Source organism: Paraburkholderia sp. EG287B, assembly GCF_040965595.1.
Taxonomy (GTDB): Bacteria; Pseudomonadota; Gammaproteobacteria; order Burkholderiales; family Burkholderiaceae; genus Paraburkholderia.
Genome location: NZ_JBFRCG010000005.1, coordinates 346,320 through 370,148 on the forward strand (window position 1 = coordinate 346,320; position 23,829 = coordinate 370,148).

22 protein-coding genes, 1 tRNA gene and 1 pseudogene are annotated in these 23,829 nt (G+C 67.1%); 6 read left to right on the forward strand and 18 right to left on the reverse strand.

The window, feature by feature from the left end; all coding sequences use genetic code 11:
- Positions 1-53 precede the first annotated feature (53 nt).
- Positions 54-1,439: an oxygen-independent coproporphyrinogen III oxidase gene (gene hemN / locus AB4Y40_RS11135; RefSeq protein ID WP_368687701.1), complete on the reverse strand. Its 1,386-nt coding sequence runs from the start codon at positions 1,437-1,439 to the stop codon at positions 54-56.
- A 222-nt stretch (positions 1,440-1,661) separates the two neighbouring features.
- On the opposite strand from hemN, the gene AB4Y40_RS11140 reads away from it, so the two are divergent.
- From AB4Y40_RS11140 to AB4Y40_RS11150, 3 genes are all read left to right on the forward strand, one after another.
- Positions 1,662-1,973, forward strand: a complete 312-nt coding sequence (locus AB4Y40_RS11140) for a YkgJ family cysteine cluster protein (protein ID WP_368687702.1) — start codon at positions 1,662-1,664, stop codon at positions 1,971-1,973.
- Between the two features lie 98 nt (positions 1,974-2,071).
- On the forward strand, positions 2,072-2,659 hold the full coding sequence (locus tag AB4Y40_RS11145) for a DUF1439 domain-containing protein (RefSeq protein ID WP_368687703.1): 588 nt from the start codon (positions 2,072-2,074) through the stop codon (positions 2,657-2,659).
- An 88-nt stretch (positions 2,660-2,747) separates the two neighbouring features.
- On the forward strand, positions 2,748-3,602 hold the full coding sequence (locus AB4Y40_RS11150) for an undecaprenyl-diphosphate phosphatase (RefSeq protein ID WP_368687704.1): 855 nt from the start codon (positions 2,748-2,750) through the stop codon (positions 3,600-3,602).
- Positions 3,603-3,660: 58 nt separating this feature from the next.
- Here AB4Y40_RS11150 and trmB read toward each other — a convergent pair whose 3' ends face one another.
- The 5 genes from trmB to AB4Y40_RS11175 form a co-directional block, all read right to left on the reverse strand.
- Entirely contained in the window at positions 3,661-4,443 is a 783-nt protein-coding gene (gene trmB, locus AB4Y40_RS11155) for a tRNA (guanosine(46)-N7)-methyltransferase TrmB (protein WP_368687705.1), read from the reverse strand.
- A 336-nt stretch (positions 4,444-4,779) separates the two neighbouring features.
- Entirely contained in the window at positions 4,780-4,989 is a 210-nt protein-coding gene (locus AB4Y40_RS11160; protein ID WP_368687706.1) for a hypothetical protein, read from the reverse strand.
- A gap of 258 nt (positions 4,990-5,247) precedes the next feature.
- Positions 5,248-5,322: transfer RNA gene (locus tag AB4Y40_RS11165), tRNA-Gly, on the reverse strand.
- 109 nt (positions 5,323-5,431) lie between these two features.
- Positions 5,432-5,995: a YggT family protein gene (locus tag AB4Y40_RS11170; protein ID WP_321930056.1), complete on the reverse strand. Its 564-nt coding sequence runs from the start codon at positions 5,993-5,995 to the stop codon at positions 5,432-5,434.
- A gap of 105 nt (positions 5,996-6,100) precedes the next feature.
- Positions 6,101-6,421, reverse strand: a complete 321-nt coding sequence (locus tag AB4Y40_RS11175; protein ID WP_368687707.1) for an EthD family reductase — start codon at positions 6,419-6,421, stop codon at positions 6,101-6,103.
- Between the two features lie 601 nt (positions 6,422-7,022).
- Between AB4Y40_RS11175 and AB4Y40_RS11180 the strand changes: the two genes are divergently transcribed.
- Both AB4Y40_RS11180 and AB4Y40_RS11185 read left to right on the forward strand, forming a co-directional pair.
- The gene (locus AB4Y40_RS11180; protein WP_165822777.1) at positions 7,023-7,184 is read left to right on the forward strand and encodes a hypothetical protein; all 162 of its coding nucleotides are present in this window, start codon (positions 7,023-7,025) and stop codon (positions 7,182-7,184) included.
- Between the two features lie 418 nt (positions 7,185-7,602).
- Positions 7,603-7,911 (forward strand): hypothetical protein, encoded by a 309-nt coding sequence (locus tag AB4Y40_RS11185; RefSeq protein ID WP_069262732.1) that lies wholly within the window; start codon positions 7,603-7,605, stop codon positions 7,909-7,911.
- Between the two features lie 179 nt (positions 7,912-8,090).
- Here AB4Y40_RS11185 and AB4Y40_RS11190 read toward each other — a convergent pair whose 3' ends face one another.
- The 3 genes from AB4Y40_RS11190 to AB4Y40_RS11200 all read right to left on the reverse strand — a co-directional run bounded on the left by AB4Y40_RS11190 (position 8,091) and on the right by AB4Y40_RS11200 (position 12,031).
- The gene (locus AB4Y40_RS11190; RefSeq protein ID WP_368687708.1) at positions 8,091-8,765 is read right to left on the reverse strand and encodes a LysE family translocator; all 675 of its coding nucleotides are present in this window, start codon (positions 8,763-8,765) and stop codon (positions 8,091-8,093) included.
- A gap of 82 nt (positions 8,766-8,847) precedes the next feature.
- Positions 8,848-10,317, reverse strand: a complete 1,470-nt coding sequence (locus AB4Y40_RS11195; RefSeq protein ID WP_368687709.1) for an NAD-dependent succinate-semialdehyde dehydrogenase — start codon at positions 10,315-10,317, stop codon at positions 8,848-8,850.
- A gap of 136 nt (positions 10,318-10,453) precedes the next feature.
- A complete protein-coding gene (locus AB4Y40_RS11200; RefSeq protein ID WP_368687710.1) occupies positions 10,454-12,031 on the reverse strand; it encodes a UbiD family decarboxylase in 1,578 nt (525 codons plus the stop codon).
- A gap of 654 nt (positions 12,032-12,685) precedes the next feature.
- Here AB4Y40_RS11200 and AB4Y40_RS11205 point away from each other — a divergent pair.
- A complete protein-coding gene (locus AB4Y40_RS11205; RefSeq protein ID WP_368687711.1) occupies positions 12,686-13,921 on the forward strand; it encodes a transglycosylase SLT domain-containing protein in 1,236 nt (411 codons plus the stop codon).
- Between the two features lie 75 nt (positions 13,922-13,996).
- On the opposite strand, the gene AB4Y40_RS11210 is transcribed toward AB4Y40_RS11205, so the two are convergent.
- The 9 genes and pseudogenes from AB4Y40_RS11210 to AB4Y40_RS11250 all read right to left on the reverse strand — a co-directional run bounded on the left by AB4Y40_RS11210 (position 13,997) and on the right by AB4Y40_RS11250 (position 23,786).
- Positions 13,997-15,190, reverse strand: a complete 1,194-nt coding sequence (locus tag AB4Y40_RS11210) for a pyridoxal phosphate-dependent aminotransferase (protein WP_368687712.1) — start codon at positions 15,188-15,190, stop codon at positions 13,997-13,999.
- A gap of 84 nt (positions 15,191-15,274) precedes the next feature.
- Positions 15,275-15,709, reverse strand: coding sequence for a transcription antitermination factor NusB (gene nusB / locus AB4Y40_RS11215; RefSeq protein WP_042260852.1), 435 nt, complete (start codon positions 15,707-15,709; stop codon positions 15,275-15,277).
- On the reverse strand, positions 15,706-16,221 hold the full coding sequence (ribH, locus tag AB4Y40_RS11220) for a 6,7-dimethyl-8-ribityllumazine synthase (RefSeq protein WP_028211567.1): 516 nt from the start codon (positions 16,219-16,221) through the stop codon (positions 15,706-15,708). Before ribH ends, nusB begins: the two co-directional genes overlap by 4 nt.
- Positions 16,222-16,278: 57 nt before the next feature.
- Positions 16,279-17,445 carry a bifunctional 3,4-dihydroxy-2-butanone-4-phosphate synthase/GTP cyclohydrolase II gene (gene ribBA / locus AB4Y40_RS11225; protein ID WP_368687713.1) on the reverse strand — a complete coding sequence of 389 codons (1,167 nt, stop codon included), beginning with the start codon at positions 17,443-17,445 and terminating at the stop codon, positions 16,279-16,281.
- Between the two features lie 230 nt (positions 17,446-17,675).
- Positions 17,676-19,438: pseudogene (locus AB4Y40_RS11230) on the reverse strand (ABC transporter ATP-binding protein).
- A 403-nt stretch (positions 19,439-19,841) separates the two neighbouring features.
- Entirely contained in the window at positions 19,842-20,480 is a 639-nt protein-coding gene (locus AB4Y40_RS11235) for a riboflavin synthase (protein WP_368687714.1), read from the reverse strand.
- A gap of 35 nt (positions 20,481-20,515) precedes the next feature.
- Positions 20,516-21,634 (reverse strand): bifunctional diaminohydroxyphosphoribosylaminopyrimidine deaminase/5-amino-6-(5-phosphoribosylamino)uracil reductase RibD, encoded by a 1,119-nt coding sequence (ribD, locus tag AB4Y40_RS11240; protein ID WP_368687715.1) that lies wholly within the window; start codon positions 21,632-21,634, stop codon positions 20,516-20,518.
- Positions 21,635-21,713: 79 nt separating this feature from the next.
- Complete coding sequence (gene hemL, locus AB4Y40_RS11245; protein ID WP_368687716.1) at positions 21,714-23,039, reverse strand: glutamate-1-semialdehyde 2,1-aminomutase; 1,326 nt, start codon at positions 23,037-23,039, stop codon at positions 21,714-21,716.
- A 207-nt stretch (positions 23,040-23,246) separates the two neighbouring features.
- Positions 23,247-23,786, reverse strand: a complete 540-nt coding sequence (locus AB4Y40_RS11250; RefSeq protein ID WP_368687717.1) for a hypothetical protein — start codon at positions 23,784-23,786, stop codon at positions 23,247-23,249.
- Positions 23,787-23,829 lie beyond the last annotated feature (43 nt).

A 23,829-nucleotide genomic window follows, 5' to 3' on the forward strand; every position in this document is an offset into this window, starting at 1 on the left:
GTGATTATGACGCAAATCGCCCGCCCAGGCAACTGCGCGGCGCCGGCAAGCCGTCAAATCGTCCGCGAGAACCGTTCGGGCTGCTGCGCGCCAAGGTAGCGGTCGAACACCATCGCGATATTGCGCACCAGCATGCGGCCGGCGGGCAGCACCTCGAGGCGGTCGGCGCTGCGCGCAACGAGCCCGTCGCGTTCGAACTCGCGCAGGCGTTCGAGTTCGGCCGCAAAGGTTGCGGGAAAACGAATGCCGTAGGCGGCCTCGAACTCGTCGTAGCGCAGTTCGAGATTGCACATGAGTTCCGTGATGATGTCGCGGCGCAGACGGTCATCGGCGGTGAGGCGCACGCCCTTTGCGGTCGCAAGCTTGCCCGCGCCGATGGCTGCGCCGTAGCCGATCAGGTCCTTCGCGTTCTGCGCGTAGACGTCGCCGACCTTGCCGATCGCCGAGGCGCCGAAGCCGATCAGGTCGCAGTCGGCGCGCGTGCTGTAACCCTGGAAATTGCGGTGCAGCGTGCGCTGGGCCTGGGCGCGCGCGAGTTCGTCGGTGGGCAGTGCGAAATGATCCATGCCGATGTAGACGTAACCCGCCTCGGTGAGCTGCTCGATCACGAGCCTCAGCAGCGCCATGCGCTCCGCGGGCGTGGGCAAGGTCGCTGCGTCGATCTGACGCTGCATCTTGAACAGATGCGGCATGTGCGCGTAGCCGAACACCGAAATGCGGTCGGGTGCGAGCAGCAACATCGTCTCGAGCGTGCGGCCGAAGGTTTTGACGTTCTGGTACGGCAAGCCGTAGATCAGATCGACACTGATCGACTCGAAGCCGTTCGCGCGCGCGGCGTTCATGACGTCGACGGTCAGTTCGAGCGGCTGGATGCGGTTGACCGCCTTCTGCACGACCGGATCGAAGTCCTGAACGCCGAGGCTCAGCCGGTTGAAGCCGAGCGAACGCAGATGCGCAATGGTCTGCGCCGTGGCTTCGCGCGGGTCGATCTCGATCGAGTATTCGCCGGCGTCGTCGGGCTGCAGCGCGAAGCGTTCGCGCGTGGCGGCCATGAGCGTGCTCATCTCGTCCAGCGAGAGAAACGTGGGCGTGCCGCCGCCCCAATGCAGCTGCGAAACGGGGCGCTTCGTGTCGAACAGCGCGGCCTGCAGTTCCACTTCGCGGATCATCTGCGCGAGATACGGCTTCGCGCGGCCGCGGTTCTTCGTGATGACCTTGTTGCAGCCGCAATAGAAACAGACGGTGTCGCAGAACGGAATGTGGAAGTACAGCGAGAGGCCGGTTTCGCTCGCGCCCGGATCGGCCGCGGCGCACCGGTAGTCGGCGGGATCGAAGTCGTCGCGGAACCGCAGGGCGGTGGGGTAGGACGTGTAGCGCGGGCCATTGGCGCCGTATTTGGCAAGCAGGTCGGGGCGAAAGAGCAGGTCGGCGTCGCTCATGCAAAGCTCACTGGGAAGGGCGGCGCACGGGTGGGCAGCGTCCGGCGCCGCGGAACGCCGCGCACAGGTGGCCTGTCCCTTGTCCTACAGCGCCAGATGGACAAAGTGTACGAGCGCGTAGGAAGAAGCGATTGTGTAAAAAGGTCGCACGCGAGCGATGGCACAATGCCGTCTGGTCCGCCGCCGCGCGGACACGATTTGTCAGCGTTCCAGGAAGCCGAAGTGAGTACCGTTTTTCCCGCCGATGCCTCAGGGCACGCCTGCCGTCCCGGTTGCGGCGCGTGCTGCATCGCGCCGTCCATTACGAGCCCGATTCCGGGCATGCCGCAGGGCAAGCCGGCCGACGTGCGTTGTGTTCAACTCGGCGAGGACCTGCGCTGCATGATCTTCGGCTCGCCGCTGCGGCCGGCGTGCTGCTCGGGGCTGCAGCCGCAGCTCGAGATGTGCGGCGAGTCGCGCGAGGAGGCCATCGTCTGGCTCACGCGTCTCGAGGCGCAAACCCAGCCACAAACCCGGCCGCAAAACCAGCCATGAGCGCCAGCCGCGCGCTGAACCCGGCGCAAACTGCGTCGGCCAGCCGCCATGCGCGAGAATGACGGCGCGCCAGTCCCGGCCCAACAAGGAGATTTCGCATGGCCCACACCGCAACGCGCGTTTCCCGGCGCGCCTTCCTGTTCACAGCCTGCGCTGCGGCGGGTACGGCGATGTCGCTCGGCGCGTGTGCGACGGGGATCTTCCCGTTCATTCCCGATCACTACACGTTTTCGCAGCAGCAGGTGCAGGACGCGGTGCAGCGCAAGTTTCCCTATCACCGCTCGATGCAGCAGATCTTCGACGTCTCGCTCACGAACCCGGTCGTCACGCTGCAGCCCGATCGCAACCGCGTGGCCGTGCGGCTCGACGCGCACCTCGAAAGCCCGTTGATGCAGCAGCCCGTGAGCGGCGCGTTCACGGTGTCGAGCGAACTCGCCTACGACAGCGCGAACCGCGCCGTGGTGCTGCGCTCGCCGTCGGTCGATGGCGTCGACATGGCGGGCAACGCCGCCGCCTACGCGCCGCAGGTGAGCGCGGTCGCCGCGCTCGTCGCCACCCAGCTGCTCAACAATTACCCCGTCTATACGTTCAAGCCCGAGCAGCTCCAATTCGCCGGCGTCAACTACGAACCCGGTACAATCACCATCCTTACAAACGGCATACGCGTGCAGATCGTCGAGAAGTAAGCCGACGAAACGCCGGTGCACGCGGCCGTCGTCGGTCGTGCGGCGCGGCGTGCGCCGTGCCGACGCTCAAAGAAGAGGGATAAAAGGGATGGACTGGATTGTGACCTGCAAGGCCTTGATTCTCGGCATCGTCGAAGGGCTGACGGAGTTTCTGCCGGTGTCGAGTACGGGGCATCTGATCGTCGCCGGCAGCCTGCTCAATTTCGATGGCGAGTATGTCAAGACCTTCTACGTGGCGATCCAGTTTGGCGCGATTCTCGCCGTGTGCTGGGAGTTCCGGCGCAAGATCGGCGAGGTGGTCGTAGGGTTGCCCTCGCGGCCCGATGCGCGGCGCTTCACGCTCAACGTGATCGTCGCCACCATTCCGGCAGTCGTGCTCGGTCTGATGTTCGAGAAGACGATCAAGTCGGTGCTCTTCGCGCCGGTGCCGGTGGCGTTCGCGCTCGTCGGCGGCGGCCTCGTCATCCTGTGGGTCGAAAACCGCCTGCGTGGCCCGAAGGGGCTGGCGGTCGCCCAGCAGCGCGGCGCGCGCGTGAACTCGATCGACGAGATCACGCCGCTCGACGCCTTCAAGGTGGGCTGCGCGCAGTGCTTCGCGCTGATTCCGGGCATGTCGCGTTCGGGCTCGACCATCATCGGCGCGATGCTGTTCGGCCTCGAGCGGCGCGTCGCGACCGAATTCTCGTTCTTCCTTGCGATTCCCGTGATCTTCGGCGCGACCGCTTATGAGCTGTACAAGAGCTGGCACGAGCTTTCCGTGGACTGGCTCGGGCTCTTCGGCATCGGCTTCGTCGCCGCATTTGTCAGCGCGTTCGCGTGTGTGCGCTGGCTGCTGCGCTTCGTGGCTTCGCACGATTTCACCGCCTTCGCCTGGTACCGGATCGCTTTCGGTCTCGTGGTCCTGCTGTTCGGCTATGGCGGCGGGCTAGGCTGGGACGACTAACAACGCAACGGGCGCCGCGTGACATCACGGCGCCCGTTTTTCCATGCGCTTGCCGGTTTCAGTCCGCGCGGCGGCGGAACACGAGATCCCACACGCCGTGACCGAGCCGCAGGCCGCGTCGCTCGAACTTCGTCACCGGGCGGTAGTCGGGGCGCGGCGCGTAGTCGGCAGCGGTATTCTCGAGCGCGGGCTCCGCGCTGAGCACTTCGAGCATCTGCTCGGCGTAGTTCTGCCAGTCGGTCGCGCAGTGCAGGTACGCGCCCGGCTTCATGCGCGAGACGAGTTGCCCGACGAACTTCGGCTGAATCAGGCGGCGCTTGTGATGGCGGGCCTTGTGCCACGGATCGGGGAAGAAGATGTGCACGCCGTCGAGGCTCGCCGGCGCGATCATGTGCTCGAGCACTTCCACGGCGTCGTGCTGGATGATGCGGATGTTCTCCAGATTCTGCTCGCCGATCAGCTTGAGCAGCGCGCCAACGCCAGGCTCGTGGACCTCGACGCCGAGGAAGTCGTCCTCGCGGCGCAAGGCGGCGATCTCCGCCGTGCTCGCGCCCATCCCGAAACCGATCTCCAGGATGCGCGGTGCGTGCCGTTCGAACACGGCGTCCCAGTCGGCGGCTTCGGGTGCGTAGGGCACGACGAAGCGCGGACCCAGATCGTCGAGCGCGCGGCGCTGGCCGGTCGAGACGCGGCCGGCACGGGTCACGAAGCTGCGGATGCGGCGGTGGTGCAGCGCGTCGCCGGCGGGTGCCGTGGATTGCGCGTTCGTGTCGGAGGCGGCGTCTTGTGCGTCGGACTGCGTGGCGTCGGGACGGGCGGCGTCGTTGGGATCGTGATTCATCTTCGCGGGTGGGTGTGAGAGCGGCGGATGTCGCGGCTGTCGATAATGGGGCGGGCTGCGCCTTCGCCTCGGTGCGAGGCAGGCCGGGCTATTCGCGGCGACGCGGTGCCGGGAGCGATGCGGGCCTGAGTGGCCGGACGCCTCGTGGGCCGCTTTCGCGTTTGCCGTCGTCGGCGACGGCCTTCGGCCCGGCAGGCGGGCACGGCGCGCTCGAAGCCCAGCGGCTCCGAAGCCGTCGCGCATTATATCAGCGCGCTCGCACGGCTCTGGCGGCTGAGGCGGCGAGGCGTGCCCGTAGCGCCTCGCTGCGCGCCGGTCCACGCATCCATCGACATCTCAATCGGCTGAAACGACGACCCGCATGCGCGTGGGTTCGTTCAATTCGAACGCGCTCACACGGCCGGCACGTACGTCGAACAGCAGGCGCGTGAGGTCGTCGGCCGCGGCGCGCAGGCGCTCGGCTGCGGCGGCTGGGCGTTCGTCGGCGTCGTCGAGAAGGGCTTTGCGCGAGCGCACGATCAGGGCGATCGCGCTCGGCCGGGACATGAAAAATTGATCCATCGGGGACTGGTGCGCCAGAGGGCGCGCAGCGAGTCGTTATGCGGCAGTCGTGCGAAATACGTGTCGGCGGACCTGCTCGCGGCGCGTGCGGGAGGACCCGAGGAGCGCCAGAGTGCATGTGCAACGGAGGAATTCAGGTCGTGCCCGGCGTGTGCCGGTCGGGCGGGCTTGGCGCTCCAAGGGTGTCCTGGAAGGGGCGCCGTCTGAAAGCCCAGGCCTCGAAGAGAGGTCGGCAAGCCGACGTGGAGCGGGCGATGGGAATCGAACCCACGTCATCAGCTTGGGAAGCTGAGGTAATGGCCATTATACGACGCCCGCAGAGCGCGCTATTTTACGCGGTTTTGACCTTCTTGCGCAATGACGCGCTCAAGCGACGCGGCGCGCCAGGCGCGCCGCCAGATGCATCAGACCGTATGCCGATGCGTCCTCAAATCCCGAACAGTGTGAGCGAAACCGCCGCGCGCGTGACCACCATCAGCAGCACCTGCACGATCACGAACAGCAGAATCGGCGAGAGGTCGAGGCCGCCCAGGTTCGGCAGGATGCGGCGCAGCGGGTTGAGGAACGGCGCCGTCAGCTGGAACAGCACGGGCATCGCCGCCGAGCGCGGGTTGAGCCACGAGAGCAGCGCCATCAGGATCGTCAGCCAGATCAGCAGGTTGAGCGCCCATTTCACGAGCGTGAGCAACGCGACGATCAGCAGCGTCGGCAAAAGACCCAATGGGTCCACGCCCGCGATCCATACCATCAGCAGGACGTAAGCAATGGCCGCGATCAGCGCGCCGACCACGCTCGCCCAGTCGATGCCGCGCACGCCGGGAATCACGTGCCGCAGCGGCAGCACCAGCCAGTTGGTGACCTGCTGGATCGCGTGGGTCACGGGGTTGTACGGCGGCACACGCACGTACTGGAGCCAGGCGCGCAGCAGCAGGGCGGCGCCGAACAGCGTGAAGACCGTATTGAGCAGAAAGCGGGCGATATCGCCGAACATCGGTGTTGTTTCCTTCTTGTGTGGGTGGCGGCGCGCTTGGCGTGTGGCGGCCGATAAAAGGTCATGCCGGGGTTCCGCTCGCCCCGTTCAACCACGCGGAGCACATCAGACGGACACCTTGACCTCGCTGATCAGAATGGTGCCATTTCCGCCGTCGGTGTAGTTGGGAATGTCGTCGAGGAGTGTGTCGGCATGCGGCTGAAACACCGCGTAGAACGCATCGACCGTCTCGAACAGGAAGTGCCCGGCCGCGACGTACGGCGGCGGCGTGCCCGGCGGCCCGGCATTGATGCCGATGTCGACCGACCAGCCCTTGAGTGCGTCGCCAAAGAGCTTCGCTGCGAGCGGCATGTGGTGCGTGCAGTAGTACCCGGTGTCGAAACGCCCGTTCTCGCGATAGGGATAGAGGATGCTGACCTTGATCATTGTGCGTGCTCGTCGGTGAGTCCCGTGGGCGCGCGTTGCCTGCCGTTGCGATGCGCGCGCCGTCGCCACATTAACACGGCTTACGCCTCGTCAGTATCCGCGATCGATTCCGCCTCGGGGCATGGCGCGCGGCCGCGGCCGGGGCTTGCGGCGTGCGCGCCGCGCAAAATGGCTGCACTCACGGCAGCCTTTTCCGCGAACGGCTACAGTGTTTCCGACAGACCGCGCTCGTCAGGCGCCTCGCAGCGCGAGTGTTGCCCCGCAGCCGCGCGGGCGCCCGAAATGTTCGCTTTCGTACTGATCACGCGCCGCCGGTGCGACTACAAATGACAGTGATGGGCGCGACGTCGCGCGAGTAGCCTGACGCGGCACGATTTCTGCTGGTGGCTCGCGGCGCACTTATGCGCAGTAACTCAAACCCAGCACGCGGAAGCCGCAACGAACAGTGCGCTATGCATATACGCCGCTCGTGAGGCTATCGCGCAACACTGCCATTTTTGTCTCGGAATCTGAGCACAATACTTTTCATCGTTTCGGTTTCGTTGTTGCAGCCGTGCAATTGGGTTTGTTCCTGTCGGTAGTCCGATTCGGGGAGTTCACCATGAGCATCTTCGCTTACCGAAAGCATCTGCGGTTTCTCACGCCCTTTCAGCGTCGCCGCTGGTGGGATCAGAAGAAGCGCCTGACGCCACGTGTGCGCATCAGCGGCGCCTACGTGCCACCGAACGTCACGCGCGAGTTCACTTACGTGAAGGTCGGATAGCGGAGAGTTTGCCTCGCGTGGCCGGCGGTTTGTGCGCCGCCGGCTGGTCGGATGAGATGCCCGGTCCCAGGACCGGGCATCGTCGTTTACAGCCTCGTCGGCCGCAGTCCGAACGTAGTCCCGGTCAACCAATTTGTAATCAAACATTACCGGGAGACTTCCCGCGCGATGCCCTCGAGCAGGTAACAATGACAGCGCCCTGGTTTTTGTAACGAATGGCGGCGTGATCGGGCGCGGGCGCGGCGATTTTTCGCGGCAGCCGCGCCCACCGGGCTTGACGCGCTATTAAGCGCCCCCAAAACAGGATTGCAATTCGAAACAAATGGCTACCAATGACGGTCGCCGTTTTCGATACATTGAATCCGTGGGCAGTGCCCGTTATTGCGCGTCGCCGCTGGCGGCCGCCAGGAGAAGAGAAGTGAAAAAGACCGTATCGTTCATCGTTGCCGCCGCGCTGGGTGTGGGCTTCGTCAGCGCGGCCCAGGCGCACGTCTCGGTGGGTATCGGCATTGGCATTCCGGTGGCCCCCGCTTATCCCGTCTATGCTGCGCCGGTCTACGCACCGCCGCCCCCGCCCGTGGTCTATGCGCCGCCGCCGGTGGTGTACGCGCCGCCGCCTGCCGTCGTCGTAGGCGGCTACGGTGGTTACGGCTACTACGGCCGTCCGTACTGGCATCACGGCTACTACGGCCACGGTTACTACGGCCGCGGCTACTACCGTCATTGAGCATGACGGGCGGCGCACGCCGCCTGGCTGCAGGTTTCACGAACGGCGCAACGCCGGCTCACGCCGCGTTGCACCGTTTGTTTTTGGCGTTCGCTTGCGCCGCGTGCGCGGCGCGCCAGACCGATGCGCGCCAATCGGGACTTAGGCGTACGGCGAGGCGCACCGGCGCCCGACACGGATTACGACGCGCCCGCGCCCCGCAGGATCATTTCGCGATAGCCGTGCACGATCACGCTGTACGAGAAGTACGCGAACAGCAGGGCCGAAAGCACGTGGCAGGCGCGCAGCAGGCCGGTGCCGGCACGTTTGCGGCCATGACTGGCCAGTCCGCAAATAAACAGGGTCCAGGCGAGCCCGCCCGCAAAAAAGCCCAGCAGAAACAGCGAGGCCGCGCCAGCGCTCGTCGCGCCCGACTTGGCGATCAGCGCGCCGCCGACCGCCGCAAACCAGAGAATCGCACTCGGCGACGAGAGCGCGAGCAGCACGCCGCGCCCGAAGCTGCGCCACGGGTTGGGCAACGGCGCGGCGCTATCGGCTTCGCCCTCCACGGGCGGCGCCGATGCCGGATTGAGCGCTTCGCGCGCCATCTTCCACGTGAGCATGAGCAGCAGGGCGGAGCCGCCGATCCACACGATCCAGCGCACGGCCGAGAACTGCAGCAGCGCGGCCATGCCCGCAAGCGCGAGTGCGGCGTAGATGAGGTCGCCGAAACACGAGCCGAGCCCTAGCCAGAAGCCCGGTCGGAAGCCGTGCGTGAGCGTGAGCGAGATGATGGCGACGTTGACGAGACCGATGTCGAGGCAAAGCGAAAGCGACAGAAAAAAGCCGTCGGAAAGCAGAGAAACGTGAGACATGAAAACGATTTCTTGTTGGTATGGACCGCATGCCGCTCACGCCCGCCTTTGAGGAAGCGGGCGCAAGCGGTTCAAGCGTGCTTCAAACGCCGATGCACAGATACTTCAGTTCGACATATTCGTCGATGCCGTACTTCGAGCCTTCGCGCCCGAGGCCCGACTGCTTCACGCCGCCGAACGGCGCGACCTCGTTCGAGATGAGTCCGGTGTTGATCCCGACCATGCCGTACTCGAGCGCTTCCGCGACGCGCCAGACGCGGCCGATGTCGCGGCTGTAGAAGTACGAGGCGAGGCCGAATTCGGTGTCGTTGGCGAGGCCGACGACTTCGGCTTCGTCGCTGAAGCGGAACACCGCCGCGACCGGCCCGAAGGTTTCCTCGCGCGCGATCAGCATGTCGCGCGTGACGTCGGCGAGCACGGTGGGCTCGACGTAGCGCCCCGAGCTGACCTTGCCGCCCGCCACGACCTTCGCGCCCTGGGCGGTCGCGTCGCTGATGTGCTGCTCGACCTTGGCGACGGCCGCGTCGTCGATCAACGGCCCCTGGTTCACGCCATCTTCAAAGCCGTTGCCCACCTTGATCTTGCGTGAGGCGGCGGCGAGCTTCCCGACGAAAGCGTCGTACACCTTGTCGTGCACATAGAAGCGGTTCGTGCAGACGCAGGTCTGGCCCGCGTTGCGATACTTCGAGATCATCGCGCCTTCCACGGCGGCGTCGAGGTCGGCGTCGTCGAACACGATGAAGGGAGCGTGGCCGCCGAGTTCGAGGGCGAGTTTCTTGACCGTCGGTGCGCACTGCTGCATGAGGATGCGCCCCACCGGCGTCGATCCCGTGAACGAGAGATGGCGCACGATGTCGCTCTCGCACAGCGCCTTGCCGATGGCGATGGAGTTAGCGGAGTCGGCGGTGAGTACGTTGAACACGCCCTTGGGCACGCCCGCGCGCTGCGCCAGTTCGGCGAGCGCGAGCGCGCAAAGCGGCGTCTGCTCGGCGGGCTTCACGACGATCGTGCAGCCCGCGGCGATGGCCGGCGCGACCTTGCGCGTGATCATCGCGATCGGGAAGTTCCAGGGGGTGATCGAGGCGCACACGCCGATCGGCTGCTTGAGCACGACGAGCTTGCGGTCGCTGGCGGGGCTCGCGAGCACGTCGCCGTTCACCCGCTTGGCTTCTTCGGCAAACCATTCCAGGAAGGACGCGCCATAGATCACCTCGCCGCGCGCCTCGGCGAGCGGCTTGCCTTGCTCGGCGGTCATGATCGCGGCGAGGTCGTCGGCGTGCTCGATCACGAGGTCGAACCAGCGCCGCAGGATGGCGGCGCGCTCCTTGCCCGTCTTCGCGCGCCACGCGGGCAGCGCGGCGTTCGCGGCGGCGATGGCGCGATGCGCCTCGTCGGCGCCGAAGTCGGGCACGCTCGCGATCTCTGCGTTGTCGGCGGGGTCGAGCACGGCGAACGTGGCCGCACCGCCGCTCCATTCGCCGTCGATGTACGCGCGGGTCTTGAAGAGGGCGGGGTCGTTCAGTTGCGTCAGGCGCTCCGATGCGGGCATCATCCTCGAATCTCCTCAGGTTCACTGGCGCCGCGGCTCATGCCATGCACGAGGCGTGACGCGGTAAGCGCGGCGTCGCGAACAGGCGTCGCGTATGAATCGGCCGGCGTGGCGCCCGAGGGCACTGCGTCGGATCGCGTTAGCTGCGGCTGAAGCCGAGCTCGTCGTAGAGACGATCGACGCGCGTCTTCACGTCGGCGTCCATCTCGATTGCGCGGCCCCATTCGCGGTCCGTCTCGCCGGGCCACTTGTTGGTGGCGTCGAGCCCCATTTTCGAGCCGAGGCCGGCCACCGGCGAAGCGAAGTCGAGATAGTCGATCGGCGTGTTCTCGACGAGCACGGTGTCGCGCGCCGGATCGATACGCGTGGTGATCGCCCAGATCACCTCCTTCCAGTCGCGGATGTCCACGTCATCGTCGACCACGACAATGAACTTTGTATACATGAACTGGCGCAGGAAGCTCCATACCCCGAACATCACGCGTTTTGCGTGCCCGGGATAGCTCTTCTTCATCTGCACGATCGCCATGCGATAGCTGCACCCTTCGGGCGGCAGATAGAAGTCGGTGATCTCGGCAAACTGCTTCTGCAGGAGCGGCACGAACACTTCGTTGAGCGCCACGCCGAGCACCGCGGGCTCGTCCGGCGGCTTGCCCGTGTATGTCGAATGGTAGATCGCATCGCGGCGCATGGTGATGCGCTCGACCGTGAAGACGGGGAACCACTCCTGTTCGTTGTAGTAGCCCGTGTGGTCGCCGTAGGGGCCTTCGAGCGCGTGTTCGTACGCGGCGCTCGCGCCTTTGGCGGGGCGGGGCGGCGCGCCCGCGGGCGCCGGGCCGGGCTCGCCCGCCTGCGGGTAGATGAAGCCCTCGAGCACGATCTCGGCGCGCGCGGGCACCTGCAGCGTGTCGACGCCGGGCGTCACGCACTTCGCGAGCTCGGTGCGGGCGCCGCGCAACAGGCCCGCGAACTGGTATTCGGAGAGCGTGTCGGGCACCGGCGTGACGGCGCCGAGGATCGTCGCCGGGTCGGCGCCGAGCACGACCGCCACCGGGTACGGCTTGCCGGGGTTCTTCAGCGCGAACTCGCGGAAGTCGAGCGCGCCGCCGCGATGCGCGAGCCAGCGCATGATGAGCTTGTTGCGGCCGATTAGCTGCTGGCGGTAGATGCCGAGATTCTGGCGCGTCTTGTTGGGACCGCGCGTGACGGTGAGGCCCCAGGTGACGAGCGGGCCGGCGTCGCCGGGCCAGCAGGTCTGGATCGGCAGCTTCGCGAGATCGACGTCGTTGCCTTCCCAGACGATCTCCTGGCAGGGCGGCGCGCTCACGGTCTTCGGCGCCATGTCCCAGACGGCCTTGGCGAGCGTGAGGAGCTTGCCCGCGTCTTTCAGGCCGCGCGGCGGCTCGGGCTCCTTGAGCGCCGAGAGCAGACGCCCCACGTCGCGCAGCGACTCGAGCGCCGTGCCGTCACCGCCGCTTTCCGGCGCGTCGATGCCCATGCCGAGCGCGACGCGCCGGGGCGTGCCGAACAGATTGCCGAGCACCGGGAACGCGTGCGTCGAACGGTTCTCAAAGAGCAGGGCCGGGCCGCCGGCGCGCAGGACGCGGTCGCACAGTTCGGTCATTTCCAGCACCGGAGAGACAGCTTGCGGGACGCGGCGCAATTCGCCGAGCGTCTCCAGGCGACCAACGAAGTCGCGCAGGTCTTTGTATTTCATTGGGGGCCAGTCTTGGGCAACTCGGTGGGCAACCCGCAGGCCGGCTCGCGCGGCCCGTTCGGGGCCGGATTGGGCGGCTGTGCAATGGTTGCAGGGCGGCTGCAGTCCGCGGCCGGGCTTGAAGCCGGACGAAACGCGGCGTAACGATTGTCGATTTTACCTGTGTTGGCTGGCACACGCTGGTAGCCAATCCGCATAACAAGCCGCAGAGGCACTTGGCGCGCGGTTTCCGGCCGATTGAACGGTGTTCATCATTACAATTAGTTATAGATTTGACATTCTATAGTATTGACGATCTATAACAGGCTGCTAGAATCCGTCCACACTGGTTGCAGGGTTTGAAATTTTTAACCACCTTCCCGGCCCTTCAGACGCAACGCGTCGCCGTTTTGCCGAACCCCTGCACGGCTTGCATACGGTCTAGATTGGTTGTCCTCGTCAGCGCCCCTTCGCGCTGGCTTTTCGCGTGAGAACTCCCGGCGCGCGCACATTGCGTGCCTGGTTGCCCAAAAGGAGTTCCACCCACGGCGAACTTGCCGTTTTCCCGACATCGCTGCCGCACCAGCCAGGGCGCGCGATGTCTTGATCCTGCGATTGGCTGTCTGCCTCGTGCCGACCCCTGAGCCGGATCATGCAATATGGGGAGATCTGTAGATGAATACCTGGTTATCGTGGTGGCGCGCCGACGAGCGTGGAGCTCCCGGCTTGCGCGCGTTGCTGCGTCTTGGCACGCGCCTGAGCCACCACCTGTTCAGCATTGTTGGCGGCTGTGCCGTTCTGCTCGCGGTTGCCGTCTGGCTGCTGCCCACGTGGCGCATCACGCTCGCTGCACGCGTGATGCCGTTCGTCTCGGCGGCGGTGCAGGCCGGGCCTGCACGTCTGCTGCAGGGCAACCCGCTGCCCTCGTTCGCGCCCCCCGGCGTGACGACGAACAACGACGACAACGCCGACGGAGCGATGCTGCCCACGGCGCTCGCGCCCGATGCCGGTGCTGCCGGTGTGACTGCCGCCGCCGGCACCACGGGCATCTCGCCCGCGGGGTCCAACGGCACGGTCGCGAAGGTCGCGAACTCGGTGTCGAACGGCGGCATCGCCACGCTCGACGCCGTCACACTCAACGGCCTCGATCCGCGCGCGCTGCCGACCAGCGTCGGCTCGCTCGCGCGCATGATTCCGCCCCAGCGCATCACGCCCGACGCACGCGACGACCGCGCGCTCGTTTCGGCGCGCGAGCAGGCGCTCGTCGCTACCTATCTGGCGCGCCGCTACCGGGTGGCGCAGGAGCCGGTCGGCGAACTCGTGAAAGCGGCGTTCGACACCGGCCGCGAAGTGGGGCTCGATCCGCTGCTGCTGCTCGCCGTGATGGCGATCGAATCGGGCTTCAACCCGTACGCCGAAAGTGGCGTCGGCGCGCAGGGCCTCATGCAGGTCATGTCGAAGGTGCACTCGGACAAGTTCCAGTATTTCGGCGGCCAGCGCGCGGCGCTCGATCCGCTCGCCAACATCAAGGTCGGCGCGCTGGTGCTCAAGGATTGCATCGCGCGCGGCGGTTCGCTGCCGGGCGGCCTGCGTCTCTACGTCGGTTCGACCTCGCCCGACGACGGCGGCTACGGCGCCAAGGTAATGGCCGAACGCGGGCGTCTGCGCGACGTCGCACGCGGCCGCAACGTGCCGATCAACGCGCCGCAAGCGCCCGTCACCACCACGGCCAGCACGTCCGCGTCGCAGAAGGTGGCGAGCATCAACGGCGAGAAGCGCGTGCACGTGACGCTCGACAACGCCCACGCGATCGTCGAGAAATCGTCGTCCGCGAACAGCGGCTCCGCTCAGGACGATGCCAGCACCAGCTCGACGGCCCAGAAGCACGCTTCGTCCGAACTGGGTGCCTGAGCAGCTAGCTGAAAGACCGGACCAAACAAAAAGGCACCCGCGGGTGCCTTTTTCCATTTCTCGACCACCAGTGGATCACCGTCCGAAGAACGTATGCAGCCGCTCGACCGCTTCCTCGAGGCGCTCGTACGCCGTGGCATATGAGAGCCGCACGTACCGGTGCGGCGCGGCGACGCCGAAGTCCATGCCTGGTACCATCACCGTGCCCGCGTCGTGCAGCATCGCGCGGGTGAGCGCGTCGCTGTCGCCGGCGGCGGGATGCGCGACGTTCGAGCAGTCGGCGTAGACGTAGAACGCGCCGTCGGGCATCACGGGCACCGTGAAGCCGAGCGACTCGAGCGCCGGCGCGATGAAGTCGCGACGGCGCTTGAATTCGAGCCGGCGGCCTTCGTAGAGCTTCAGCGTGTCCGGCTCGAAGCAGGCGAGCGCGGCATGCTGCGCGAGCGCCGAGGCGCAGATGAACAGGTTCTGCGCGAGCTTTTCGAATGCGCCGACCAGCGAGGGCGGCACCACGAGCCAGCCCAGACGCCAGCCGGTCATGTTGAAGTACTTCGAGAAACTGTTGACGGTCACCACGTCGTCGCCGAACGACAGCGCGGAGACGGGCGGCGTGTCGTACGACAGGCCTTGATAGATTTCGTCGACGATCGTGAAGCCGCCGCGCGCACGCACGCTTTGCACGATGCGCTTGAGTTCGTCGGGCTCGATCGAGGTGCCGGTGGGGTTCGACGGCGAGGCGAGCAGCACGCCGCGCGTGCGCGGCGACCACAGGCGCTCGACATCGGCGGCGGTCAGCTGGAAGCGCGCTTCCGGGCCGCTCGGCACGAGCACCGGCTTGCCTTCCGCGGCGGCCACGAAGTGGCGGTTGCACGGATAGCAGGGGTCGGGCATCAGCACTTCGTCGTCGCGGTCGACGAGCGCGGTGCAGGCGAGCAGGAGCGCCGCCGAGGCACCGGCCGTCACGACGATGCGCGCGGGGTCGACCGTGAGGCCGTACGCGTGCTGGTAGTGCGCGGCGATCGCCTCGCGCAGCGCGTGGATGCCGAGCGCGCTCGTGTATTGCGTGACGCCGCGGCGCAGCGCGGCGGCGGCCGCCTCGACTACGGGCTCGGGCGCCGTGAAATCCGGCTCGCCGATACCCATGTGGATGATGTCGCGCCCAGCGCGTTCGAGCTTCGCGGCTTCCTTCGCCAGTTCCATGACGTAGAAAGGCTGGATCTCGTTGACGCGCGCGGCTAGCCGCAGCAGCGGTTCGGCAACGGTGTTCATGCGGGTCTTTCCAGTACTGACAGATCACGCGGCGCGCGGGGCCGGGCGCTCAGGCGCACCCGCTTGCCCCGGCGGCTCGCGTTCTTACGACTTGCGGGCGTTTTGCGCTTCGGTGGCGCGCAGTTGCGCCGCGAGCTTGTCGAGCACGCCGTTCACGTACTTGTAGCCGTCCGAGCCGCCGAAGGTCTTGGTGAGCTCGACCGCCTCGTTGATCACGACGCGGTACGGAATGTCGACGTGATGCTTGAACTCGTAGGTCGCGACGAGCAGCACCGCGCGTTCGACGGGCGAAAGCTGCTCGATCGGACGGTCGAGACACGGCGTGATGGCGGCGGACAGTTCGTCCGACTCGCGGATGACGCCGTGCAGGATCGCGTCCAGATGCTCGTGATCGGCCTTGTCGTAGCCCTGCGAACCGCGCAGCTGCGCGTCGATCTCGCCGGCGGGCACACCCGACAGCAGCCACTGATACAACCCCTGCGTGGCCAGTTCGCGGGAGCGGCGGCGCGCGCTCTTCATTGCTGTTCCTCTTCGTCTTCCTCGTCTTCTTCGTCGTCGTCGCCGCCGTCGAGCTGCTCCAACGCCACCGTCAGGTTCGCCATTTCCACGGCGACACGCGCGGCGTCACGACCCTTCTCGGTCATGCGGGCCACGGCCTGCTCGTCGTTCTCGGTGGTGAGCACGGCGTTCGCGATCGGCACGTTGAAGTCGAGCGAGACGCGCGAGATGCCCGCGCCGCTCTCGTTCGAGACGAGCTCGAAGTGGTACGTCTCGCCACGCACGACCGCGCCGAGCGCGATCAGGGCGTCGAACTGGCCGCTTTCGGCGAGCTTTTGCAGCGCCAGCGGGATTTCGAGTGCGCCCGGCACGGTGACGAGCAGCACGTCTTCGCCCGTCACGCCGAGGCGTTCGAGTTCTTCGATGCAGGCGTCGGCGAGGCCGTTGCAGACGGGTTCGTTAAAGCGCGACTGGACGATGCCGATGCGCAGTCCGTCGCCGTCGAGGTTCGGTTGGTATTGTCCGATTTCCATGTGGTGTCCGTAAGTTCGGTTAAGCGTGGTGACGCGTGAAAAGAGCGCGATGCGACTTCAGGCGCGCGACGAGGCAGGGTCAGCGGCATCTGGCGGGCAGGGCGCTTGCGCGTTGCCGCCGGGCATCGGCACGAAGCCGGTGACCTCGAGACCGTAGCCCGACATGCTGCCGAGGCGGCGCGGCTTCGAGAGCACCTGCATGCGGCCCACGCCGAGTTCGCGCAGGATCTGCGCGCCGATGCCGTAGGTCTTGAAGTCCACGGGCCGGCGTGCGAGCGCCTCCGCGCGCTCTTTCTGGTCGAACGCCTTGAAGACGTCGATCAGGTGTTCCTTGGGTTCGCCGCAGTTGAGCATGACGATCACGCCCACGTCGCGCGAGGCGATCTCGCGCATGGCGGCGTCGAGCGTCCACGAGTGCGTGGACGAGCCCGTTTCGAGCAGATCGAGCACCGAGAGCGGCTCGTGCACGCGCACGGGCGTATCGACGCCGGGCTGCGGCGTGCCGCGCACGAGGGCGATGTGCGGCGTGCGCGTGGGCTGGTCGACGTACATGACCGCGCGGAACGGGCCGTGCGCGGTTTGCATGATGCGCTCGGCCACGCGCTCGACGATCGATTCGGTGCGGCTGCGATAGTGGATCAGGTCCGCGATGGTGCCGACCTTCAGGCCGTGCTCCTGCGCGAACTCCATGAGGTCGGGCAGGCGCGCCATCGTGCCGTCGTCCTTGATGACCTCGCAGATCACCGAGGCCGGCGTGAGGCCGGCAAGCGCCGTGAAGTCGCAGCCCGCTTCGGTGTGGCCCGCACGCACGAGCACGCCGCCTGGCTGCGCCATGATCGGGAACACGTGGCCGGGCTGCACGATGTGCTCGGCGCGCGCGTCGTGCGCGACGGCCGCCTGGATCGTGCGGGCGCGGTCGGCCGCGGAAATGCCGGTCGTGACGCCTTCGGCGGCCTCGATGCTGACCGTGAACGCCGTGCCGTACTGCGTGCCGTTGCGGTAGGTCATGAGCGGCAGGTTGAGCAGCTTGCAGCGCTCCTGGGTGAGCGTGAGGCAGATCAGCCCGCGGCCGTACTTCGCCATGAAGTTGATGGCTTCAGGCGTGACGAACTCCGCAGCGATGACGAGGTCGCCCTCGTTTTCCCGGTCTTCTTCGTCGACGAGGATGACCATCTTGCCGGCTTTGAGCTCGGCGATGATCTCAGGGGTGGAGGCGAGCGTCATGTTGGGATTCTGGCTGGAAAGGCCACATTTTACGCCACGCGGGCGGGCGCGTCGCCCAGAACGCGGGAAGGCGCGAATCGCACCTGTTTCACGCTAGTAACGCCATACGTCATTCACGTGAAACGTTACTATTCGTGCTTCATTTTCCGTGCTCGCGCGCATCACGCCGCACGCGCGCGCGGCTCCCGCCTGAGCCGGCTTGCGGCGGGAGGGCGCGAACGGGCGAGGCGTCAGCGCAGGATCACGTCGTCGGCGAGTCCCTTCGTCAGTTCCAGCGCCTGGCGCTCGAACAGGCGCCGATACAGGCCGTTTTCGCGGCGCACGAGTGCGTCGTGCGTGCCTTCTTCCGCCACGCGTCCGCGTTCGAGCACCAGCAGCCGGTCGAGCGCGCGCACGGTCGAGAGCCGGTGCGCGACGACCACGGTCGTGCGGCCTTCCATGAGCCGCTCCATGGCCTGCTGGATCAGCACCTCGCTTTCGCTGTCGAGGCTCGAGGTCGCTTCGTCGAAGATCAGGATCGGCGCATTCGCGAGGAACGCGCGCGCGATCGCCACGCGCTGGCGCTCGCCGCCCGAGAGCTTCACGCCGCGCTCTCGATTTCGGCGTGCGTGGCGCCGGGCCGGGCGTAAGCGATGTTCTCGGCAAGCGAGCGGTGGAACAGCACCGGCTCCTGTTGCACGATGGCGATCTGCGAGCGCAGCGACGCCTGCTGCACGCGCGCGATGTCCTGGCCGTCGACCGTGATGCGTCCGCCGGACACGTCATATAAGCGCTGGATCAGCTTGATCAGCGTGGTCTTGCCCGAGCCCGAATGGCCGACGAGGCCCACGCGCTCGCCCGGCGCGATACGCAGCGTGAGGTTCTCGTAGAGCGCCCTGACGTCCGCGTGATCGCCGTAGCGGAACGTCATGTTCTCGAAGCGGATGTCGCCCTGATCGATCACGATGGGCGGCGCATCGCGCTGGTCCTCGATGCCGAGCGGCGCCGCGTCGAGCGCGACGAGCTCTTCCATGTCGTTGACCGAGCGCTGCAGGTTGCGCACGTGCATGCCGACATCGCGCAGGTAGCCCTTGAGCAGGAAGAACAGCGTAAGCGCGAACGTGATGTCGCCGACGCTTGCGAGACCGCGCGCCCAGAGCAGCAGCGCCGCGCCGAGGATGGCCGCCTGCATGCCCACGAGCAGCGCGCCCTGCACGCCGCCGTTGAGCGTGCCGCGCTGCCACGTGCGCCGCGTGCGGCTGCTCCACTTCGTGACGACGCGCGCGAGCCGCGCTTCTTCGCGCGTTTCCGCGCCGAACGCCTTGACGACGGCATTGCACGAAATGGCGTCGGCGAGCGCACCGCCCATCTTCGTATCCCACTGGTTCGCGAGTCGGGCCGAGGGCGCGACGTAAAAGAGCGAAAGCGAGATCGTGATCGCCAGATACACGGCCGAGCCGAGGCCGACCACGAGGCCCATCACATGCCACTGCACCGCGAGCAGGATGGTCGAGCCGACCAGCATGACGAGCGACGGGAACAGGGCGACGAGCAGCGTGTCGTTGAGCAGGTCGAGCGCCCACATGCCGCGCGTGACCTTGCGCACCGTTGAGCCGGCAAAGCTGTTCGCGTGCCAGTCTGTCGAGAAGCGCTGCACGCGATGGAAGGCCTGCGTGGCGATCTCGCTCATCATGCGCAGCGTCAGCGTGATGATGTTGCGGTACGCGGCCTGACGCATGATCGTGCCGCCGAGCCCGAGCGCCGTGAGCGCCCAGAACGCGACGACCGCCGCATGCCAGGCGGCGGCGCTACTGGCTGCGCCGCCGTGCGTGAGGGCGTCGACGAGCTGTCCCGCGTAGTGCGGCGTGAGCACGTCGGCGAGCGCGCCGAGCAGCGAGGCGAGCGCGACGGCCGTGACGCGCACCGGTTGGCGCGCCCAGTGCCGGAAGGTGAAGCCGAGGACCTTGCGGAAGGTTTGTCCGCCCGATTCGGGTTTGTTGTTTAGCTCTGTCATGGACAGCATGCTTCGGACGTGACGCCCGAAGACTCTCCTGAAGGAAGCGTGAAGCGTTAAGACGGAAAACGGGCTTCGCCCGCCCGGGCATCGTTTGCCGGACGGCCTGACCTCGAATTCGCAGAATACGGCGCGGCGTCTGAAAACATGCCGCGCGGGACGCGCTATGGCTGCGCTGGAAGCGGGACGGTTGCGTGACGCGACGCAACGTGCAGCATCACCCGGACCATCGGCATGGCGGCGCTCGTGTCAATCGTTGCCAACTGGGCCTCCTGGTTCGATTCGGGTGATGGGAACGCGGCACGCCGTGCGGCGAGCGCGTAGGGAAGGCTAGATTCTATCAGCGCCCCGGCGCGCGTGCTTGCGCGCGTCCGGGGCGGTCATGGCGCCGGCCAGGCGGCTTTTAGTCCTGCGCGGCCGAATTGGCGGCCTTCTCGGCCGAGAGCATCCGCTCGACATAGCGCGCAATCAGATCGATTTCGAGATTCACCTTCGTACCGGTCTGAAGATGCTTGAGCGTGGTGACTTCCACGGTGTGGGGGATCAGGTTGATCGAGAATTCGCAGCCGTCGGCGCGGTCGTCGACCGAGTTGACCGTGAGGCTCACGCCGTTCACGGTGATCGAGCCCTTGTAGGCGAGATAGCGGCCGATATCCGCCGGCGCGAGAATGCGCAGCTCGTGCGACTCGCCCACGGGCGCGAAGCGCGTGACGGTGCCGAGGCCGTCCACGTGACCCGAGACGATGTGGCCGCCCAGGCGGTCGTTCGCGCGCAGCGCCTTTTCGAGGTTCACTTCGCCGGTCGCTGCGAGGCCCACGGTGCGGTTCAGGCTTTCGCGCGAAACGTCGACGTCGAAGCCCGTTGCCGACTTTTCGATGACGGTCATGCACGCGCCCTGGATCGCGATGCTGTCGCCGAGCTGCACGTCGTCGAGGCCCAGGCCGCCGGCGTTGACGGCGAGGCGCACGCCTGCGTCGGCGCCCGTGCCGAGCGGCTTGATCGATTCGATGCGGCCCACTGCCGCGACGATTCCGGTAAACATCGTGCTGTTCCTTGTGTTCAGTGCATCAGTGAGGGTCAGGCGTCTTGCGTCGTGACGACGCGCGCAAGAATGCGCAGATCGCTGCCGAGACGATCGACGGAATGAAAGGCGAGGCGCGTGCGCTCGTCGAGCGTCGCGGGCGCGGCGATGTCGATCATGCCGAGCGAGTTGGTGCCGAGCAGCGACGGCGCCACGTACACGAGCAGTTCGTCGACGCAGCCTTCGCGCAGGAGCGAGCCGTTGAGCTTGTAGCCCGCTTCCACGTGCAGTTCGTTCACGCCGCGCGCCGCGAGCTCCGTGAGCATGGCCGGCAGATCGACCTTGCCCTGCTCGTTGCCGAGCGCGACGATTTCGGCGCCGCGCACGCGCAGCGCTTCGGCGCGTTCTTCGTTGCTCGCGTCGAGCGCCGCGCAGAACACGAGCGTGGGCGCGCCCACGAAAATCTGTGCGAGCGGCGAGGCGTCGAGGCGGCTGTCGATCAGCACGCGTTTGGGCTGGCGCGGAGTGTCGACGGCGCGTACGGTCATGCGCGGGTCGTCTTCCTTCACCGTGCCGATACCCGTGAGGATGGCCGAGGCGCGCGCGCGCCAGGCGTGGCCGTCGGCACGCGCGGCTTCGCCCGTGATCCACTGGCTCTCGCCCGAGGGCAGGCCGGTGCGGCCGTCGAGCGATGCGGCCACCTTCATGCGCACCCATGGACGCTTGCGCGTCATGCGCGAGACGAAGCCGATGTTCAGCTCGCGCGCCTCGTTGGCCAGCAGCCCGCAACGCACGTCGATACCCGCGTCGCGCAAGATCGAAAGCCCGCGCCCCGACACCAGCGGGTTCGGGTCTTCCATCGCCGCAATCACGCGCGCGACCTTCGCTTCGATCAGCGCGTTCGCGCAGGGCGGCGTGCGGCCGAAGTGGCTGCACGGCTCGAGCGTCACATACGCGGTCGCGCCGCGCAGGTCGTGCCCGCGCGCGCGGGCGTCCTTCATCGCCTGGATTTCGGCGTGATCCTGGCCGGTCGGCTGCGTGAAGCCCTCGCCGATCACCACGCCGTCCTTCACCAGCACGCAGCCGACGCGCGGGTTCGGGTCGGTCGTGTACAGGCCGCGCTGAGCGAGCGCGAGCGCGCGCTCCATGTGGACGAAATCGGATTGCGAAAACATCGTCGGGCTTTCTCCCGGGCGGCGGTCAGAGGGGGGCCGGTGAGGCGCGCGCCGCGCCGGCGGTCGTTGGCGTGATGGCTTATTGCGTGACGTTTTCAGCCGCGGCTTCCGCTGCGAATGCGCTGCGCGCCGCGGCGATCGTTTCGTCGAGGATCGCGTCGTCGTGGGCGCTCGAGACGAAACCGGCCTCGTAGGCCGAAGGCGCGAAGTAGACGCCCGCGTCCAGCATGCGGTGGAAGAAGCGGTTGAAGCGCGCGATATCGCTCTTCGTGACCTCGGCGAAGCTGCCCGGCACCTTGTCCGCGAAATAGAGGCCGAACATGCCGCCCACCGAATCGGCCACGAACGGCACGTTCGTTTCGCGTGCCGCGGCCGACAGCCCCTTCGCGAGACGTTCGGTCTTCGCGGTGAGCTGCTCGTAGAAGCCGGGCGCCTGGATGAGCTGCAGCGTCTTCAGGCCCGCCGCGACCGCGATCGGGTTGCCCGAGAGCGTGCCTGCCTGATAGACCGAGCCGTTGGGCGCGAGGTGATCCATGATCTCGCGACGGCCGCCGAAGGCCGCCGCCGGCATGCCGCCGCCGATCACCTTGCCGAGGCACACCATGTCCGCCTCGACGCCGTAGAGCGCCTGCGCGCCGCGCAGGCCGACGCGGAAGCCGCACATCACTTCGTCGAAGATCAGCACGCTGCCGTGCTTCGCCGTCAGGCTGCGCAATGCGCCGATGAACTCGGGCGTGGCCTTCACGAGGTTCATGTTGCCCGCGACCGGTTCGACGATCACGGCGGCGATCTCGTCGCCGAACGCCTTGAACGCTTCTTCGAGCGCCGCGACGTTGTTGTATTCGAGCACCGTGGTGTGCTTCGCGATGTCCACCGGCACGCCCGCCGAGGTCGGGTTGCCGAACGTGAGCAGGCCCGAGCCGGCCTTCACGAGCAGGCTGTCGGCGTGGCCGTGGTAGCAGCCTTCGAACTTCACGATGCGGTCGCGCTTCGTGAAGCCGCGCGCGAGACGCAGCGCGCTCATGGTCGCCTCGGTGCCGCTCGACACCATGCGCACCTGCTCCATCGACGGAACGATCTTGCAGATTTCCTCGGCGATCTCGATCTCGGCCTCGGTGGGCGCGCCAAACGAGAAGCCATTCGCGAGCACGCGCTGCACGGCGTCGAGCACTTCCGGATGCACGTGGCCGACGATCATCGGGCCCCACGAGCCGATGTAGTCGATATAGCGCTTGCCTTCGGCGTCCCAGAAGTACGGCCCTTGCGCACGCTCGATGAAGCGCGGCGTGCCGCCGACCGAGCGGAACGCGCGCACGGGCGAATTCACGCCCCCCGGAATGGTGCGCTGGGCGCGTTCGAAGAGGGCTTCGTTGCGGTTCTGCGTGCTGGACTGGGTGTTGGACATGAGTGCTAGACCTGCGAAAGTGGTGTGGCGCGCGGCGCTGACGAAACGGGCCGGCGTACGGACCCATGCGGCGCCGCAGGGGCGCGGGCGATGGGGCTGTTCTCCCGAAATTGTACCGGAGTCGCGCGGATCGGGCCGGCGCCCCGGGGCGGCCGGGCGGTCCCCGGCTCGCCCGGATTCGGCGCGCTTGCGGCCCCTTCCTGCCTGCTACTGCCGGCGTTTGCGGGCTGGCGGCGCGAGGTGCGGCGCCGTGTCGCGCAGGTCGTCGTGCCATGCCTGCATGGCCGCGACGGCCGGGGCCGGCATGGGCCGCCGCCCGGTCAGCTCCGCCCAGCGCTTTTCCAGCGCGCCTTCGGCCGCCGGCTTGATGACGGTGCCCGAACTCTGCGCGTCCCAGGTCTGGATCGAAAACGGGTGCACGCGCAACGCGTCGCGCGCGACGACCACTTCCTCGCCCGCATCGACGAGCCAGTCGTAGACGAAGTCGATGCACAGCCGGTAGCCGCGCTTGTACGCGGCGTCGGGCACCTCGTAGGGCGCCCGCGTGACGTAGCCGGAACCGAACAGCCCGCGCGGCTCGGCAGCCACGCGGTGCAGGAACACCCGGTCGCCCGGCAGGATGCCGCGCGCGAAGCCGCATCCCCACGTGTCGGCGACGGCTTCCCCGGCGCGCACACGGCGCGCGAAGTCGGGCAGTTCAGGCCAGGGCCACTTCTTGGGGCTCCAGATGAGCAGGAAGGCGGTCATGTAGGCAACGCGGCAAATTGAAGTTGAGCGAAAGCGGGCAGCT

Bases quoted from the DNA above. Each gene is read 5' to 3' on its own strand.
- hemN (WP_368687701.1), bottom strand. From the start codon at position 1,439: ATGAGCGACGCCGACCTGCTCTTTCGCCCCGACCTGCTTGCCAAATAC.
- AB4Y40_RS11145 (WP_368687703.1), top strand. From the start codon at position 2,072: ATGGCCCACACCGCAACGCGCGTTTCCCGGCGCGCCTTCCTGTTCACA.
- AB4Y40_RS11150 (WP_368687704.1), top strand. From the start codon at position 2,748: ATGGACTGGATTGTGACCTGCAAGGCCTTGATTCTCGGCATCGTCGAA.
- trmB (WP_368687705.1), bottom strand. From the start codon at position 4,443: ATGAATCACGATCCCAACGACGCCGCCCGTCCCGACGCCACGCAGTCC.
- AB4Y40_RS11160 (WP_368687706.1), bottom strand. From the start codon at position 4,989: ATGTCCCGGCCGAGCGCGATCGCCCTGATCGTGCGCTCGCGCAAAGCC.
- AB4Y40_RS11170 (WP_321930056.1), bottom strand. From the start codon at position 5,995: ATGTTCGGCGATATCGCCCGCTTTCTGCTCAATACGGTCTTCACGCTG.
- AB4Y40_RS11175 (WP_368687707.1), bottom strand. From the start codon at position 6,421: ATGATCAAGGTCAGCATCCTCTATCCCTATCGCGAGAACGGGCGTTTC.
- AB4Y40_RS11180 (WP_165822777.1), top strand. From the start codon at position 7,023: ATGAGCATCTTCGCTTACCGAAAGCATCTGCGGTTTCTCACGCCCTTT.
- AB4Y40_RS11190 (WP_368687708.1), bottom strand. From the start codon at position 8,765: ATGTCTCACGTTTCTCTGCTTTCCGACGGCTTTTTTCTGTCGCTTTCG.
- AB4Y40_RS11195 (WP_368687709.1), bottom strand. From the start codon at position 10,317: ATGATGCCCGCATCGGAGCGCCTGACGCAACTGAACGACCCCGCCCTC.
- AB4Y40_RS11200 (WP_368687710.1), bottom strand. From the start codon at position 12,031: ATGAAATACAAAGACCTGCGCGACTTCGTTGGTCGCCTGGAGACGCTC.
- AB4Y40_RS11205 (WP_368687711.1), top strand. From the start codon at position 12,686: ATGAATACCTGGTTATCGTGGTGGCGCGCCGACGAGCGTGGAGCTCCC.
- AB4Y40_RS11210 (WP_368687712.1), bottom strand. From the start codon at position 15,190: ATGAACACCGTTGCCGAACCGCTGCTGCGGCTAGCCGCGCGCGTCAAC.
- nusB (WP_042260852.1), bottom strand. From the start codon at position 15,709: ATGAAGAGCGCGCGCCGCCGCTCCCGCGAACTGGCCACGCAGGGGTTG.
- ribH (WP_028211567.1), bottom strand. From the start codon at position 16,221: ATGGAAATCGGACAATACCAACCGAACCTCGACGGCGACGGACTGCGC.
- ribBA (WP_368687713.1), bottom strand. From the start codon at position 17,445: ATGACGCTCGCCTCCACCCCTGAGATCATCGCCGAGCTCAAAGCCGGC.
- AB4Y40_RS11235 (WP_368687714.1), bottom strand. From the start codon at position 20,480: ATGTTTACCGGAATCGTCGCGGCAGTGGGCCGCATCGAATCGATCAAG.
- ribD (WP_368687715.1), bottom strand. From the start codon at position 21,634: ATGTTTTCGCAATCCGATTTCGTCCACATGGAGCGCGCGCTCGCGCTC.
- hemL (WP_368687716.1), bottom strand. From the start codon at position 23,039: ATGTCCAACACCCAGTCCAGCACGCAGAACCGCAACGAAGCCCTCTTC.
- AB4Y40_RS11250 (WP_368687717.1), bottom strand. From the start codon at position 23,786: ATGACCGCCTTCCTGCTCATCTGGAGCCCCAAGAAGTGGCCCTGGCCT.